This is a genomic window from Nonomuraea sp. NPDC048882, from assembly GCF_040649755.1.
Classification (GTDB): domain Bacteria; phylum Actinomycetota; class Actinomycetes; order Streptosporangiales; family Streptosporangiaceae; genus Nonomuraea; species Nonomuraea maheshkhaliensis.
In genome coordinates, this window is record NZ_JBEZGB010000002.1 from 159,989 (window position 1) to 175,043 (window position 15,055).

At 71.8% G+C, this 15,055-nt stretch carries 15 protein-coding genes and 1 pseudogene; 6 read left to right on the forward strand and 10 right to left on the reverse strand.

Annotated features, from left to right (window positions below; all coding sequences use genetic code 11):
- Window positions 1–20 precede the first annotated feature (20 nt).
- Window positions 21–809 carry an FHA domain-containing protein gene (locus AB0C27_RS05895; protein ID WP_357838487.1) on the reverse strand — a complete coding sequence of 263 codons (789 nt, stop codon included), beginning with the start codon at window positions 807–809 and terminating at the stop codon, window positions 21–23.
- A 194-nt stretch (window positions 810–1,003) separates the two neighbouring features.
- Between AB0C27_RS05895 and AB0C27_RS05900 the strand changes: the two genes are divergently transcribed.
- Complete coding sequence (locus tag AB0C27_RS05900; protein WP_357838489.1) at window positions 1,004–2,338, forward strand: acyltransferase; 1,335 nt, start codon at window positions 1,004–1,006, stop codon at window positions 2,336–2,338.
- Here AB0C27_RS05900 and AB0C27_RS05905 read toward each other — a convergent pair.
- Window positions 2,238–3,314 (reverse strand): WYL domain-containing protein, encoded by a 1,077-nt coding sequence (locus AB0C27_RS05905; protein WP_357838492.1) that lies wholly within the window; start codon window positions 3,312–3,314, stop codon window positions 2,238–2,240. The two genes, AB0C27_RS05900 and AB0C27_RS05905, sit on opposite strands and share 101 nt — an antisense overlap.
- Before the next feature lie 106 nt (window positions 3,315–3,420).
- Between AB0C27_RS05905 and AB0C27_RS05910 the strand changes: the two genes are divergently transcribed.
- Together AB0C27_RS05910 and AB0C27_RS05915 are read left to right on the forward strand one after the other, a co-directional pair.
- The gene (locus AB0C27_RS05910; RefSeq protein WP_357838495.1) at window positions 3,421–3,843 is read left to right on the forward strand and encodes a VOC family protein; all 423 of its coding nucleotides are present in this window, start codon (window positions 3,421–3,423) and stop codon (window positions 3,841–3,843) included.
- A gap of 76 nt (window positions 3,844–3,919) precedes the next feature.
- Window positions 3,920–5,017 carry a winged helix DNA-binding domain-containing protein gene (locus tag AB0C27_RS05915; protein ID WP_357838498.1) on the forward strand — a complete coding sequence of 366 codons (1,098 nt, stop codon included), beginning with the start codon at window positions 3,920–3,922 and terminating at the stop codon, window positions 5,015–5,017.
- Window positions 5,018–5,058: 41 nt separating this feature from the next.
- Here AB0C27_RS05915 and AB0C27_RS05920 read toward each other — a convergent pair whose 3' ends face one another.
- Both AB0C27_RS05920 and AB0C27_RS05925 read right to left on the reverse strand, forming a co-directional pair.
- On the reverse strand, window positions 5,059–5,691 hold the full coding sequence (locus tag AB0C27_RS05920; protein ID WP_357838501.1) for a pyridoxamine 5'-phosphate oxidase family protein: 633 nt from the start codon (window positions 5,689–5,691) through the stop codon (window positions 5,059–5,061).
- Window positions 5,692–5,719: 28 nt separating this feature from the next.
- Window positions 5,720–6,703: a helix-turn-helix domain-containing protein gene (locus tag AB0C27_RS05925; protein ID WP_357838504.1), complete on the reverse strand. Its 984-nt coding sequence runs from the start codon at window positions 6,701–6,703 to the stop codon at window positions 5,720–5,722.
- A gap of 128 nt (window positions 6,704–6,831) precedes the next feature.
- On the opposite strand from AB0C27_RS05925, the gene AB0C27_RS05930 reads away from it, so the two are divergent.
- Window positions 6,832–8,052 carry a hypothetical protein gene (locus tag AB0C27_RS05930; protein WP_357838508.1) on the forward strand — a complete coding sequence of 407 codons (1,221 nt, stop codon included), beginning with the start codon at window positions 6,832–6,834 and terminating at the stop codon, window positions 8,050–8,052.
- A gap of 24 nt (window positions 8,053–8,076) precedes the next feature.
- Here the strand turns inward: AB0C27_RS05930 and AB0C27_RS05935 are convergent, their stop codons facing one another.
- Both AB0C27_RS05935 and AB0C27_RS05940 read right to left on the reverse strand, forming a co-directional pair.
- Window positions 8,077–8,730 (reverse strand): transposase, encoded by a 654-nt coding sequence (locus AB0C27_RS05935; RefSeq protein WP_357838511.1) that lies wholly within the window; start codon window positions 8,728–8,730, stop codon window positions 8,077–8,079.
- Window positions 8,731–8,980: 250 nt separating this feature from the next.
- Window positions 8,981–9,133, reverse strand: a pseudogene (locus tag AB0C27_RS05940) (helix-turn-helix domain-containing protein); the annotation flags it as partial.
- Here AB0C27_RS05940 and AB0C27_RS05945 point away from each other — a divergent pair.
- The gene (locus AB0C27_RS05945) at window positions 9,095–9,244 is read left to right on the forward strand and encodes an Arc family DNA-binding protein (protein WP_357838514.1); all 150 of its coding nucleotides are present in this window, start codon (window positions 9,095–9,097) and stop codon (window positions 9,242–9,244) included. The pseudogene AB0C27_RS05940 and the gene AB0C27_RS05945 overlap by 39 nt on opposite strands.
- Window positions 9,245–9,581: 337 nt before the next feature.
- Here AB0C27_RS05945 and AB0C27_RS05950 read toward each other — a convergent pair whose 3' ends face one another.
- Entirely contained in the window at window positions 9,582–10,166 is a 585-nt protein-coding gene (locus AB0C27_RS05950) for a CGNR zinc finger domain-containing protein (protein WP_357838517.1), read from the reverse strand.
- 66 nt (window positions 10,167–10,232) lie between these two features.
- Here AB0C27_RS05950 and AB0C27_RS05955 point away from each other — a divergent pair, with 66 nt between their 5' ends.
- Window positions 10,233–11,522: an MFS transporter gene (locus tag AB0C27_RS05955; RefSeq protein ID WP_357838520.1), complete on the forward strand. Its 1,290-nt coding sequence runs from the start codon at window positions 10,233–10,235 to the stop codon at window positions 11,520–11,522.
- A 39-nt stretch (window positions 11,523–11,561) separates the two neighbouring features.
- Here AB0C27_RS05955 and AB0C27_RS05960 read toward each other — a convergent pair whose 3' ends face one another.
- The 3 genes from AB0C27_RS05960 to AB0C27_RS05970 form a co-directional block, all read right to left on the reverse strand.
- Complete coding sequence (locus AB0C27_RS05960; RefSeq protein WP_357838523.1) at window positions 11,562–13,403, reverse strand: hypothetical protein; 1,842 nt, start codon at window positions 13,401–13,403, stop codon at window positions 11,562–11,564.
- An 81-nt stretch (window positions 13,404–13,484) separates the two neighbouring features.
- Complete coding sequence (locus AB0C27_RS05965) at window positions 13,485–14,084, reverse strand: TetR/AcrR family transcriptional regulator (RefSeq protein WP_357838526.1); 600 nt, start codon at window positions 14,082–14,084, stop codon at window positions 13,485–13,487.
- Between the two features lie 33 nt (window positions 14,085–14,117).
- Complete coding sequence (locus tag AB0C27_RS05970) at window positions 14,118–14,957, reverse strand: oxidoreductase (protein WP_357838529.1); 840 nt, start codon at window positions 14,955–14,957, stop codon at window positions 14,118–14,120.
- Between the last annotated feature and the right edge of the window lie 98 nt (window positions 14,958–15,055).

Consider the following 15,055-nt stretch of genomic DNA (forward strand, 5'->3'; position numbering starts at 1 on the left):
GATTCGCCATCGCTGCCGGGTCACCTGGCGTGGTAGATGTGCAGGCGGTAACCGAGGGTGGGGACGGTCTCCAGGACGACCGGGTTGCCCGGTTCGGGCTCGACGCACTTGCGGACCGCGTACACGACCGCCGCGACGTCCGAGTTGTCGTACGTGCGGCCCACCGGCCAGTCCTCCCTCGGGCCCCACAGTGCGGTGATGAGCTCGGCGTGGTCGCAGGCGACCTCGTCGGAGGACTGGCTGCGACCCCGTCCGACCATGAAGCGCAGCAACTGGTGCCCCTTGGGGCGCAGCCCTTCGATGAGCGTCTCGGCGCCCGACGGGTCCACCCGGTACGCCCGGCTCGCCACCCAGTCGTAACGCAGCCGGGCCCTGGGCGCGGGCAGGTCGAGCCGCGCGGGGGTGGTGGTCGTGTACCACTGTCGGGCGGGCAGGGTGCGCTCGTCGGCGTCGATGTAGACGAGCCGCCAGTGCAGCGGGACGTCGCCGTCGGCCATGTCGCCGATGATCAGCAGGCGGTCCTGGTGGTGCAGCATCTGGCGGCCGCTCACCGGGCGCGGCCCGCCGGGGGTGTCGTCGCGCTCGATGAGGGTGCCGTTGCGGGCGTGGTCGGTCACCCACCAGCGGCCGTGCTCGTAGTCGAGGATGCAGTGCAACCGGCTGATCCAGCCCTGCGGGTCTGGTCCGAGCACGACGTCGGGGCGGTGGTCGGCCACCGCGCGGCCGATCGTGTACTGCGTGCCCGTCAGGTCGTATCGACGTGATTCGCCCAAGGGGGAGATCACTTCGAGTACGGCCGTTCGCGACATCGCTACCTCCGGTCCGGCGGGGAAGATCCGCGCTCGTCCCGATGTAGCCACAGCCGCCGGACACGTGTCAACCGGCCAGAATCGGCGGTTGACCAGTGAACTTGACAACACCTTCCGGCGGAGAAGGCGTGCTCACTCATGCTGCCTGAACACACTCCAAGGTTTCGCTCAGGTTGACCACCTAGCCTGACACGATGCCCATCGACCTGGCCGCTCGCGGAGGCGGCGGTGAGCTGCGGATCGGACACCGGACGAGGACGGCCCAGGCGGCCCCGCCGGCCCGCCGGCAGACCTGGTTGGACGCCCTGCGCGGGCTAGCTGTGCTCGCCGTGCTCTTCGAACACCTGCTCGACCCCCTCTTCCCCGAGGTCCGCTCGGGCGCCAGCCCCTGGTTCGACTTCGGCCAGTACGGCGTCATGCTGTTCTTCATCATCAGCGGCTACGTGGTGCCCGCCTCGCTCGAACGGCGGGGCAGCGTCACCGGGTTCTGGATCGGCCGGGTGTTCCGCATCTACCCGCTGTGGCTGGTGGCCGCGGCCATCGGCACCGCGTTCGCGCTCGTCCCCGTTTACGCGGAGTTGCCCGCCCAACTGGGCGAGCATCCGGTCCTGGCCGGACTGGCGCACGTGACCATGCTCCAGGACTTCCTCCAGGTGGTCAGCGTCGTCAACGTGTTCTGGACGCTTTCGTACGAGATGGTGTTCTACCTGCTGGTGACGGCGATCTTCGTGATCGGGGCGCGGCGGGTGCGCACAACCGGGGTGCTCGCCGTCGCGGTCGCGGGCGTGCTCGTCGGCGGTCTGCTGCCGGCCGGCGCCCTGTCGCGCGCCTTCGGCTCCGACGTCGTCGTGCTGGTGGTGACCGGGGTGATGGTGGCGGGACTGGCCGCGGTCGTCGCCGGGGCTCATCGCGTACGGCTCTGCGGCGCGGCCACCGTGGCCGCCATGGCCGTCGTGCTGCTCGTCGTCAACAGCCGGATCGGCGCCTGGCAGAGCGTGGCCGTGGTCGCCACGATGTTCGCGGGAACGGCCCTCTACCGGCTGGACCAGGGGCAGGTCAGGCGGGGTGTGGCCGGGTGGGTGATCGGGCTCGTGCCGGTCGTGTCCGTCGGCGCGGCGGCGTGGTTCGGGCCCGGCTGGTCCATGGCCCACCAGCAGGCGGTGGCGTTCCGGTGGAGCTGGTCCACCGCCGTCGCCGCCGCGTGGCTGACGTTCCTGATCGGCCGCCGGCTGCGGTCGTCCGCGTGGCCGGCCCTCATCGTGCGCCTCGGGCTGATCAGCTACTCCGTCTATCTGCTGCATCCGCTGCTGATCCAGGTCCTGCGGCGGTCGATCCCCGATCCGGTGCCCGTGCCGCTCGGCTGGCGGATCACCTGGTTCTGGGTGCTGCTGGCGGCGGTGGTCGCCTGCGCCGTCGTCAGTCACCGCTTCATCGAGCTGCCCGGGCAGGGGGTGGGTCGCCGGCTGGCACGTTCCGACCGGCTGCGGCGCCTGCGTAGCGTCGTGCCAGGCGGGCGAACGCGTCCCTGAGCTCGGGCGGGCCGACCACCTCGATGTCGGCGTCGAACCTGCCGATGGCGGCGACCAGGGCGGGCCAGGACCACGAGCCCATGACGAGCCGGCAGCGGCCCGGGCCGAGCTCCTCGACGAGCCCGTCCCGGATGTAGCGGGACACTTCGGCCGCGGGCAGGCCGAGGATCACCTCCCCCTGGCACGGCCAGTCGCCGGTGCCGCCCGAGCCGCGGAACTTGCTGGTCACGTACGTGGCGACGTCGCCTCCCGGCAGCTCGCGCGGGGTGAAGCGGGGGCCCGAGGGGGTGCGGGGGGTGATGCGGTCGGCGCGGAAGGTGCGCCAGTCCGCGCGGTCGACGTCCCAGGCGATGAGGTACCAGCGCCCGCCCCAGGTGACGAGGTGATGCGGCTGCGCCCGGCGCGGCGGACGCGGCGGCTCCGGCGGGCCCGGCTCGCCACCGGCGGAGGCCGCGCCGGCGCGGGAGGCCGCGCCGGCGTCGGGGGGCGCGCCCGTGTAGTCGAAGCGCAGTTCCTCGCGGGCGTGGACGGCGGCGCTCAGCGTCATGAGCACGCCGCTGTCCACCTGGACGTCCGGCCGGGAGGTCGGCCGGTCGACGGCGGTGACCTGGAACGTGTCGATCCGGTGCCGCAGCCGGGCGGGCATGACCTGCCTGATGGTGTGCAGCGCGCGGGCCGCGGCCTCCTCGATGCCGGCGCCCGTTCCGGTGGCCAGTTGGAGCGCGATGGTCAGGGCGACGGCCTGCTCGTCGTCGAACAGCAGCGGGGGCAGCTCGGTGCCGGCCTCCAGCCGGTAGCCGCCGTCGGGGCCCTTGAAGGCCACGATGGGGTAGCCGAGCTCGCGCAGGCGGTCGACGTCGCGGCGCACGGTGCGCGGGCTGATGTCCAGCCGCTCGGCGAGCAGCGCCCCCGGCCAGTCCCGGCGGGTCTGGAGCAGGGAGAGCAGGGCCAGCAGGCGCGCTGAGGTTTTCGGCACGAAATTTATCCTGCCGCAAGTAGAGGCCACAACCTGGCCGCTACTCCTGTGAGCATTCATCTCGGGCGCCGCCCCGGGCGTCCACCGCAGAATCAGGAGTAGCGATATGTCGGTCAAATCCGTTCTTCATGTGAACTTCCGTGGCGAGGCCCGGGCGGCGCTGGAGTTCTACCGGTCGGTGTTCGGCGGTGACCTCGGCGTCGTCACGTACAAGGACGCGGGCACCGCCTCGGACCCCGCCGACGCCGACCACGTGATGTGGGGCCAGGTCGCCGGCGACAACGGCTTCCACGTGATGGCGTACGACGTGCCCGCGGGCATGCCGTACGAGCGGGGCGAGAACTCCTTCTTCGTCTCGCTGACGAGCGAGGACGCGGAGGAGATCACCGCGTACTGGGAGCGGCTCTCCGCCGGGGCGGAGGTCGTGCAGCCGCTGGAGCCCTCGCCGTGGGCGCCGCTCTACGGGATGCTCAAGGATCGTTTCGGCGTGGTCTGGGCGGTCAACGTCACGAGCACCTACCACGGCTGACCCGCCCGGACACCGGCCAGATATCGGAAGGAACCACCACCATGACCACACGGCTTCTCGACCTGCGGGCACGCGCATGACCGTCCTCGGCACCCGGGCGCTCAACCGCGCGACGCTCGCCCGGCAGTTACTGCTCGATCGCGCCGACCTGCCGGTCCTCGACGCCGTCGCGCACCTGTGCGGGCTGCAGGCGCAGGAGCCGCAGGAGCCGTTCGTCGGGCTCTGGTCGCGACTGCGCGCGTTCGACCCGGCGGCGCTCTCGGACCTGCTGACGGGACGCCGCGTGGTGCGCACTGTCCTCATGCGCCGTACGATGCACCTCCTCACGGCCGACGACGTCGTGGCCTGGCGGGCGCGGTACGAGGGCATGCTGCGCCAGCGGGTCCTCGGGACCTACCGCCGCGAGCTGACCGGGGTGGACCTCGACGAGCTGGCCGGCGCGGGCCTGGCGGTCATGGCCGACGGCGAGCCCCGCTCGATGGGCGAGCTGGCGCGGGCGGTGGCCGGGCGCTGGCCGGCGGCGGGGCCGCGCCCGCTGGGCGAGATGCTGACCGCCGCCCTCATCCCGATGGTGCAGTTGCCGCCGCGCGGGCTGTGGCGTACCAGGGCGGGGGTGCGTTATGTCCCGCTCTCCGCCTGGCTGGGACGTGAGCCGGCCCCGCCGGCCCAGGACGGCTCGGACCCGGTCGGGCAGGAGCTGGTGCGACGCTATCTGGCCGCGTACGGGCCCGCCGCCACGGCCGACCTGCGTGCCTGGTCCGGCTTGGCCGGGCTGCCGGCCGCGGTGGCCGCCGTACGCGAGGAGCTGGTCTCCTTCCGCGACGAGCGGGGCAGGGAGCTGCTCGACCTGCCCGACGCGCCGCGCCCCGACCCCGACACGCCCGCCCCGGTACGGTTCCTGCCCGCCTTCGACAACGCGATCCTCGGCTACCAGGACCGCGGCCGGATCATCGACGACGCCCACCGCAACCTGTCGGTCAGCGGCGCCCGCGTCGCGCTGGTCGACGGCCGGGTGGCCGCGACCTGGACCGTCGCGGACGACACCGTGACCGTCACCCCGCTGGGCCGACTCTCCCGTGAGGAGCGGGACGCGGTGGCCGAGGAGGGCCGGTCGATGGCGTCGTTCCTGTCCGACGGCGCCTCCGACCGTGTCCACGTCGCCGCCTCCCCCTGACCGCGCCCCTGACCGCGACCCTGATCGGCCCCTGATCGGCCTCAGTACCGGTTCTGTTCGGCGTCGCGGTCGAGCCCCTCGTCGAGCGCCTCGGCGGACAGTTCCTTGATGCCGAGGTGGTCCTTGGCGATGCGGCCGAGCGTGGGCAGGCTCTTGCGGTCGGGCCAGGTGTCCGGCTGCCACAGCGACGAGCGCAGGAACGCCTTGGCGCAGTGCATGTAGAGCTCTTCGACCTCGACGAGCAGCGCGAGCCGGGGCCGCTTGCCCTTGACCACCAGGTCGTCGAAGAACGGCGCGTCGGAGACGAGCGTGGCGCGCCCGTTCACCCGCAGGGTCTCGTTCATCCCCGGCACGATGAACAGCAGCCCCACCTGGGGGTTGGTGAGCACGTTGCGCAGGCCGTCGAGGCGGTGGTTGCCGGGGCGGTCGGCGATCACCAGCCGGTGGTCGTCGAGGACCAGCACCGACCCGGCGGGGTCACCACGCGGCGAGACGTCGCAGGTGCCGTTCTCGTCGGCGGTGGCCAGCAGCAGGAAGGGCGAGTGGGCGATGATCGTGCGCGCGTGCTCGTCGATCCTGGCGATGTCCTTGTCCCAGATGGGCTGCGGGGGCGCCGCGACGATCTCCCGCAGCTCGGCCTCGGTCGTCACCGTACGGATCTCAGAAGCGCTCATCCCCCCAACATAAAAGACATGCCGGACATCAGGCCGAGCCGGGCCAGCCGCGGCGGGCGGCGAGCAGGCCGGCCTGGAAGCGGGTGCGCGCGCCGAGCAGGTCCATCAGCTCGCTGACCCGCCGGTGGATCGTGCGCAGGCTCACCCCGAGCTGCCGCGCCACCGCCTCGTCCTTGAGCCCCGCGGCGAGCAGGGTGAAGAGCTCGGGATCGGGCAGCTCGGGATGTCCGGTGGACGGGGCGGACGGCAGCGGCAGCGCCGCACGCCACAACATCTCGAAGAGCGCGACCAGGGCGTCGAGCAGCGTGGAGGAGTGCACGATGACCGCGCTGTCGGCGTGCGCGGGCTCGGTGGTGCTCAGCGGCAGGATCGCGCTCTTGCGGTCGGCGATGGCCAGCTTCATCGGCACCTCGGGGCTGATCCTGGCCTGCTCGCCGGCCGCCGCCGCCTCCTGGGCCAGGCGCAGCTTGCCGGGGACCTCCAGGGCGGAGACGTCGTAGATGCCGCGTACGAGTACGCCGTGCGCGAGCCGGTTCATCTCCTCGGCGTTCTGCTCGGTGGGGTTCTGCGCGTAAGGAGGACGGTCCAGCACCAGGAGCTCCTCGGTCGCGGTCTGCTGCAGCTGGGTGAAGCGCTGCACCACGGCCGCCTGGCCCTGGACGACCTCGACGAGCTCCTCCGGTGACTGGTTCTCCGTCCGCGGCGTCTCGGCGAGCAGCGCGATCGAGGCCAGCCGGGCCTGGGCCAGCCCTTCCTCCCTGCGTGAGATGAGGGCGGCCACCGCGACGTCGGGCCTGGTCGCCAGGAACCGGGCCGGGCGGCCCGCCATGCGGCTGACCAGCCCGAGCGCCTCCAGCCGGGTGAAGGCCCGGCGCAGGGCCACGGTGGTGCGGCCGGTGTGCTCGGCCAGCTCGGGCAGGGTCGCGCGCGGGCGGCGGAGCAGGTCTCGGTAGACGCGCTCGTCGTCGGCGTCGACGCCGACGGCCGAGAGTGCGTTGTCGTCGGCGTTCACGGTCTCTCGCTGTGTCCTCTTCATGAAATGTCACAAATCTGCCAGTGCATTGCCTAGCCTAGGCGATTCTCCGCCCGGTAGGACGGGACGACGGGATGTTCCCGTTTGAGCCTGTCATGGAGGCAGTCGTGCGAAAGATGATCACCTTGGGAGTCGCGGCCGCGTTCGCGGTCCTGTCGGCGGCGACTCCGGCCGCCGCCGACGACCCGGCGCTGCCGCCCGCCGCCACGGGAGACCCGGCGGTGCCGGCCGCGTCCGCTGAAGACCCGGCGGTGCCGGCTCCGGCCGCCGGAGACCCGGCGGCGGCGGGTCTTGACGGTTTCGGCCGCTGGCACCAGCCGCGTTGCGCGACGGTCACCGGCGACGGGACGGTGACCTTCACCCGCGACGAGGGCAGGACCCTCACGCCGACCAGCCAGACGCCGCGGCCCGTCGTCTACACCCGCGGGCTCGTCGCACTCGACCGTCCTGACCACTTGCTGGCCATGTCGAACAACGTGCTGCTGACCTCGAAGGACGCCGGTTGCACCTGGACGCGCGTGGGCGAGGTGCAGGGCGCCAACCTCACGCTGACGGCAGCCCGCGGCGGCCGGGCCTACGCCTGGGACCAGGACGGCAACCTGTCGCTGGTCACGCCCGACGGCATCACGCCACTCACCTCACCGGCGGACGAGGTCGCCGGGCTCGGCACCGACCCGCTGCGCGGCGACCGGCTGCGGGTGGCGGACGGCGACGGGCAGCTGCACGAATCGCGTGACGGCGGACGCAGCTGGAAGCCCGTGGGCAGGCGTGCCTTCCCCGAGAGCGAGCTGCTGATGATCTACACGGCGGCGTTCGACCCGTACAACCTGAACCACGTGCTGCTGGGCGCGGCGAGCGACGGCGCCCGCGTGACCTACGACGGCGGGCGGAGCTGGCGCGCCGCCACCGGCCTGAGCAAGACCGGCACCAGGGTCAACGTGTTCAGCGCGACGATCTCGCCCGCCGCGCCGAACGTCGTGTACGCCATGGGCCTCAACCTGGCGGAGAACGACGAGCACGCGCCGTCCGGCGGCCGGCACATCTACCGCTCGTTCGACGGCGGCCGCCGCTTCACCCCGGTCGTCGACCAGGGCGACGGGATCACCCTGCCCAACGGCCCGCTGCTCGCCGCGCACCCGACGAACCCGGGCGTGCTCTACTTCGCGTGGGGCACCGGCTGGTCCAACCTCGGCACCGACATCTACCGGTACGACGCGCTGCGCGGCCGGGTCACGACCAACCACAACCCCCACGACCGGGTCACCTCGATCGCGTTCAACCCGTCGAACCCGAGGGTGATGTACCTGGGTCTGGCCGAGGAGTCCTGAGGGCGGTCGGCGCGGACCTCCGGCTCACGTCGGCTTCTGGGCGTAGGTCAGGGTGAGCCGGGGGTAGTCGTCGGTGTCCGCGAGCTTGCGGACGAACTGCCCCTTGAAGTCGATGACCTGGATCGTCCCCTTCTGCTGTACCTTGGCGTAGCAGTAGAGGTGGGCGTCGTCGTACCAGCCGAGCAGGTCCTGGCACTCCGTCTTGAACTCGTGCAGGGTCTTCCCCACGACGTCCGAGCGGTCGATCTTGGCGAAGGTGCGGCCGTACCGCTTCGCCTTGTACTCCAGCATGTTCACGAACCGGGACCAGCCGGCATCGTGCACCGACTTGGCCAGCTTCGTACGCGCCATACCCCTCACGGCAAGGTTCTCCACGTACACCGCTTGGTTGTCGCGGATGATCTGTGTGGAGAGCTTATGCGCGAAGTCCCGGCGCGTGCCGGCCACCTGGGCGTGAGCCTTGGCGACCTTCGGCTTGGCCTTGGCCCGCTTCGCCGAGCCCTTCTCCTTGCGGCTCAGCGCTTGCTGTGCCTTGCGTAGACGCCGCTCGGCGCGGCGCAGCAGGCGCGGGTTGTCCACCTTCCGGCCGTTCGACATGACCGCGAAGTGCGTCAGACCCAGGTCGATGCCCACCTCGGACGCCACTTCCGGCAGTGGCTCGCCGGCCGTCTCGACCACGAACGACGCGAAGTACCGTCCTGCGGCGTCGCTTCCCGGTGATCGAGGCGAAGAAGTTGCGACAGGCGAGGTTCAGGTCGGCGAGCGCCTGCTGAAGCACCACGGCCGACACCTCGCCCAGCCATGCCCGTTCCAGCGTCTTCTTCGCCTGCGTGATCACCTGCTTGGACAGGTCCCCGTCCGAGATATACCGCAGCCCGTTCTCGCGAGCCTCCCGCCGCATGCGCAGCCCGTCGTTGAACACCGTCCGCGCGCACCCGAACGCCCTGGCCAGCGCTTGACGCTGACCGGCGGCCGGGTAGAGGCGGAAGTGTATCGGAGCTGCACCATCCGATCTTACCGCTGATGACACTACAGTGGTGTCATGATCCGGATCACGCTCAGACTCCCCGACGACGTACACGCCCGACTGCTCACCCAGGCCCAGACCGATCGCCGGTCCCTCAACTCCGAGATCGTGCACCTGATCGAGGTGGCGCTCAACACCGTAAGCGGAGACGCCGAATCGCCTTGACAGCGATTCGTCCACCCCTGCCCCCACTGCGCGGAAGAGTCGGCTTCACCTCCGCCCTGAAGGGCGGAGCACTGCCGACGCCTTGGTAGCCACCGGTCGGGCAGTCGGCGAGCACGACGGCCCCGTTGGGTGATGACCGGGTAGAACGACACCTCGGGGCGCACTAACTTGATCGCCACCTGCTGGTCCGGCTCGGCCGCCGCCAGGTACACGACCCCCTGTCCGCCCTCTCCCAGCCTGCCCAGAAGCTCGTAGTCCGCGAGCCGCTTGGGGTCCTCTGGTTTGAGTGGTGCGTACGGCGACATGAACGTCAGACGGGCCGGCGGACCGGAGTGGGTCAGACCGGTGGGCGGGTGGCCGAGCGGGCGCGGAAGGCGGCCGCCTTCGTCCGGCTCTGGCAGGAGCGGGAGCAGAACTGGCGCACCGCGTTGCGGGAGGCGTCCACGTACACGCGATCGCACCCCTTGGCCTGGCACACGCCGAGCCGCCCGCCGAGGTCGCTGCCGATGGCCAGCGTCAGCGCGGAGGCGAAGCCCGCGCTCCACCCCACCGACAGCGTGTCGTCGGCCCCGTGGAAGTGGACCTGCCAGGGTTCGCCGGGTACCCGGTTGAGCTGGGGGCGCGCGCCCGTGCTGATGACGAGCGCGTTGACGATCTCGGCCGCCTCGTCGTCGCGTCGGCCGTCCATGGCCTCGAAGACGCGCCGGACCTTGAGCGTGGTGCCGGCCAGGTAGAGGGCCTCCTCCATCGAGACCGCCGGCTCCCCCGGCAGCACGGCGGCGATCGCCTCGGGCAGCGCGTCCGCCCTGGGCGCCGTGTAGGGCCGGCCGCGGTCGCCGCCGTCGGTCAGCACGTTCACGAGCCCTGCCGCGGTGTCGAGCAGGATCGCCACGTGACTATCGAACATCACTTGACCGGTCACTCCTAACATCGTAAGGTCCGTGACCAACGTTAGCAGTTTCGTTAGTCACGCGAGAAGGAGTGCGGCATGCCGGCCCTGGGCCTCCCGCGTACCGTGTGGTGGCTCGTCCTGGCCCGGGCGATCAACCGGCTGGGCGCCTTCTCTCTGGGCTTCCTCACCGTGCTGATCACCACTGGCTTCGGAGCGGACACGGTGACCGCCGGCCTGGTCTCCGCCGCCTTCGGCGTGGCCACCATCCCCTCCCGGCTGCTCGGCGGCGTCCTGGCCGACCGGTTCGGCCGTCGCCGCACGATCGTGGCCGGGCTGGCCGGATGCGCGCTGGCGCAGGCGGGCATCGCGGTGTCCGGGTCCGTGGCGATGGTGGCCGTCTTCGCCGTCCTGCTCGGGCTGGTCTTCGAGATCTACGAGCCGCCGTCCCAGGCGATGATCGCCGACGCCGTACGGCCGGAGCGGCGGGCGCAGGCGTTCAGCCTGTTCAACACGGCGCTGGCGGTGGGCGGCATGGGAGCCGGGCTGATCGCGGCCGGGCTGGGGCGCTGGGACCTGCGCTGGCTCTTCGTCGTGGATGCCGTCACCTGCCTGGCCTGCGCCGTCGTGATCCACCTCGTCCTGCCCGCCGACCCGCCCGTCCGGCGCAGCGCCACCCCGCTCAAGCCCGAGGACGCGGGGACTCGGGCGGAAGCGGGCGCGGGCGTAGGTGCGGTGTGGCGGGATCGGTCGTTGCTGGTGCTGCTGGCGTCCGGGACGTTCTTCGCGCTGATCTACATGCAGGTCGTCATGGCGTTGCCGCTGGCGCTCACCCGGCACGGCCTTGAGGCCGCCGACGCCGGGCTGCTGTCGGCGCTGTCGGCCGTCGTCATGGTGCTCTGCCAGCCGCTGCTGCGCCGGACGGCGGCGCTGTCCCACCACGCGGCGATGGCCTGCGGCTACCTGCTGCTCGCCGCCGGCCTCGCCGGTTACGCCGTTTCGGACGGCCTGCCCGGACATCTCGCCGCCACCGTGGTCTGGAGCGTCGGGGACGTGCTGATGTTCGGGCGCAGTTACGCGCTGGTGGCCGACATCGCGCCCGAGCACGCCCGCGGTCGCTACCTGTCGGTCTTCGGCACGTCCTGGGGCATCGCCACCGTCGTGGCCCCCCTGTGCAGCACCCAACTGCTCGACCGCGCCGGACCTGCGGGATTGTGGAGCGGCCTGGCGTTCACCTGCCTGCTCCTGGCCGTCGCCCAGCTCACGGTGATCAAGCCCCTGCTCGGCAGGCAGCCCGGCACAGCGGCGTCCCCTGAGGCCGATCCGGCGGCGCCTGAGACCGATCCGGCGGCGCCGCCCGTCGTACGCCTGCCGCCGCCGGAGGGATGAGGCGCCGGCCGGGCGTATCCCTGCGAAAGTGCGGGACCGCTACTCCTCCGCCGCGTCGCGGTAGCGGTCGGCGAGGGCTGCCGTCTGCTGGGCGGTGTAGGGATCGAAGGTGCGCAGCGCCTCCGCGCCCAGCCCGTCCAGCAGCCGCGCGGCCCGTTCCGGGTCGCCGTCGTGGCGGACGAACGCGCGGTCCGTGAACCGGATCGAGAGCCGGGCGGCGTCGAGCGCGGCGGTCCTGGTGATCGCCGCGACGACCGGGTCCGCCGTCCCCGCCTCGGCCTGGCGGCGCTCGCGTACCTCCTCCAATGCCTGCTTCGCCGAGCCGAGCGCGTCGCTGCCGCCGAGGGCGAACCACGCGCCGACGTCCGCCTGCCGCAGCACCTCGGCGTCACGTTCCTCGGCCGCGCCCAGCGGCGGCGCGACGCGGACGCGCAGCGGCTCACCCGAGACCAGCCACTGGACGGGCTCGCCCGCCGGATCGCGGCCCGGGATGGCGAGGACCGGGGTGATGTCGTACTCGCCGGGTTCGGCGAAGGTGAAACCGGCCGAGCCGAAGGTGAGGTTGACGTTGTTGCTGAGTGACGCGCCGGGCGGCAGGGTGAGCGTGGCTTCGGCGTCCATGGCGGCCATGCACCGCTGGGCGATCGGGGTGAACGCGGCCGTCTCGTCCTGGGGAGCGCCACGGCGGCGTACCAGGAGCTCCAGCGGGCCCGCCTTCGGGTCCAGCACCCAGCGCTCGACCTGCAGATCCGTCGCGGTCCTGTTCTCCAGGGTGACCTTGAGAAACACGGGCTGCCCGAAGGCGAAGACCGGCCCCGCCTCGGGCGCGGTGAGCGCCAGCCGGTATCCGTCGAACGGGATCTCCGGCGCGTACGGCGAGTGCCCGCCGGCCCCGTCGGCCCAGTACCGCACCGAGTGGAACGGCTCGCCGCCCGGGATCAGCGACGTCAGCGGCCCGTGCCGGAGGAAGGCCAGCTCGTCGGCGTCGAAGGTGAACGCGAAGTTCCGCCAGTAGTCCGCCTCGTGCCCGCCGCCCAGGTAACGCCAGTCGTAGTTCATGAACGAGGTCGAGTCGGCCCGGCCCACGGCGCGCTCGAAGCGGTGGGCGAGGTTGAGCGCGTGACCCAGTTCGTGGACGATCGTCCTGATGATCCGCTGGTCCCTGGACGCCCCCGCGAAGCCGGAGGTGAAGACGGCCGCGCCCTGCCGCTGGAGCAGGCCGTCGGCGTCGAACATGACCCCGGCCAGCCCGGGGATGGCCGCCCGCGACAGCAGGAGCAGGTGCAGCTCCCACGCCCGGCCCCGGAGCGAGGCGTCGCCCGTGATGAGCATGAGGTCGCTCAGCATGGTGTAGAGCAGCGAGTCGTCCCAGGCGCCGGCGATCCCGGTGGGGATCGGGCTCTGCCGTCCGATCTCCTCGACCGCGAAGCCGGCGGCCCGCAGGCATCCGTTGACCGTGCGCTCGACGCCCTCGACGACCACCGGGCTCGGCGCGGGGATGCCCTGCTCCAGCTCGATCTCCAGGCCGAGCGGGCGCAGCGCGTCGTCCCGGTGCTCAACGGGGACGATCACGTCGGTCCGCGCGGGCAGCCCGTTCAGCGGGGCGTCGAGGACGAACGTGGCCGACACCGTGCCATCCGGCGCCGAGTCCAGGGCCAGCGAGCCCGTCGTCTTGTTCGCGGGGCTCGCCTGCCAGACGGCCGGCCACCTCCCGTCGTCGAGCGCCACCTTGGCCCCCGGCGCGGTGCGCGCCGACGCCAGGTAGCGCCGTCCCTCCGTGCGGAACACGTCCGCGCTGATCACGCCCGAGCCGTCCGCGTCCACCCGCAGCGTGACCGAGAGGTCGCCGCTCCGCCCCTCGTATCGTCCGTCCCTGATCATGGGACCCCTCCTCGACCGTCGAATACGCCGGTTTCCCCACGATGAGAGAGAGGGGCGGGACGGGCATGAGTACCCCCGTACTCAGGCTGCGGCCGAGCCTCGGAGATAGGCGATGGCCATGTCGAGCGCGGCCTCCAGGTGCGTGATCTCGCCGGTGGACAGCTGGAGCAGCACCCCGCCCTGGATGCAGGCCAGCACGGCAGCCGCCGCGCGGTCGGGGTCGAGGCCGGCGTCGATCTCGCCGGCGGCCTGCATGTGCCGTACGCCGGCGCCGATCTCCCCCTGCCACCGGTTCATCAGCTCGGAGACCACGGCCTGGGCGGCGGGCGTGGTGTTGCCCAGGTAGGACATGACCGTGTTGAGCGGACAATGGCGGCCCTGCCGACGGTAACGTTCGACGACCTTGTCCCGCCACTCCTGCCACGCCGGCCAGGAGGTGAGGTAGCCCAGCTGGGGCTGCTGGTCCTCCAGCACGCGGGCGGCCTCGAACCGGGCCACGGCCAGCAGCAGCTCCTCCCGCCCGTCGGGAAAGTAGTGGAACAGCTGGCTCTTGCTGGTCGCCGTCCTGCTCAGCACGTCGTCGAGGGTCGTGGCGGCCACGCCGAACTCGCGGATGTGGGCGGCCGCGCCTTCGAGGATGCGCTGCCTGGTCGCGGCGCCCTTGCGGGTCAGCGTGGGCATCGTTCCTCCCAAAACTGGACTTAGCGGTGCATACTACTCACCCGGCGGGAAGTCGGCCGAGCGGCTGACCTCGGCCCAGCGCTCGGCCTCGGCGGCGCGGGCCTTGGACGAGGCTTCCGCCATGTCGACCGCCCCCGCGCCGAGCAGCAGGCGCAGCGGGGGTTCGTCCAGCTCGGCGAGGTCGGTGATGATCCGCGCGGCCCGGACCGGGTCGCCGCGCCAGGTCGCGACGGTGCTTTCGCGGTAGCGGTTCATCTCGCCGACCGTGGCCTCGTAGTCCTCGCCCACTGACAGGGCGGTCATGGATGAACCGCCCCAGTCCGTACGGAATCCGCCGGGTTCGATGATGGTGACCTTGACGCCCAGCGGCTTCAGCTCGGCGTTGAGCACCTCGGAGAAGCCTTCGACGGCGAACTTGGCGCTCTGGTAGGCGGCCAGGCCGGGCGATCCGCCCACGCGTCCGCCGATGGAGGAGAACTGGATGAAGTGCCCGGAGCGCTGCTCGCGCAGGGTCGGCAGGGCGGCCCTGGTCACGTTGAGCACGCCGTAGAAGTTCGCCTCCATCTGGGCGCGGAACTCCTCGTCCGGCATCTCCTCGATGGAGGCGCTGGTGGCGTAGCCGGCGTTGTTGACGACGACGTCGAGCCGGCCGAACGCGTCGAGCGCCAGCCGCACCGCGGCCTCGGCCGCCGCGGCGTCGGTGACGTCGAGGGCCGTGGTGCGGACGCGGTCGCCGTACCGACGGACGAGGTCGTCGAGCTGCTCGGGGCGGCGGGCGGTGACGACGGCGCGCTGCCCGCCGTCGAGTACGGCCCGCGCGAGCGCCAGCCCGAAGCCGCGCGAGCCACCGGTGATGAGCCAGACCTTGCTCATGAGAGTTCCTGCTTCCCGTTGTAACTAAACAGTCATTTATATGCTGCGTCGGGGCGGGACAAGTTGTCAAATAAACGGTTAGTTGCCATATGCTGAGT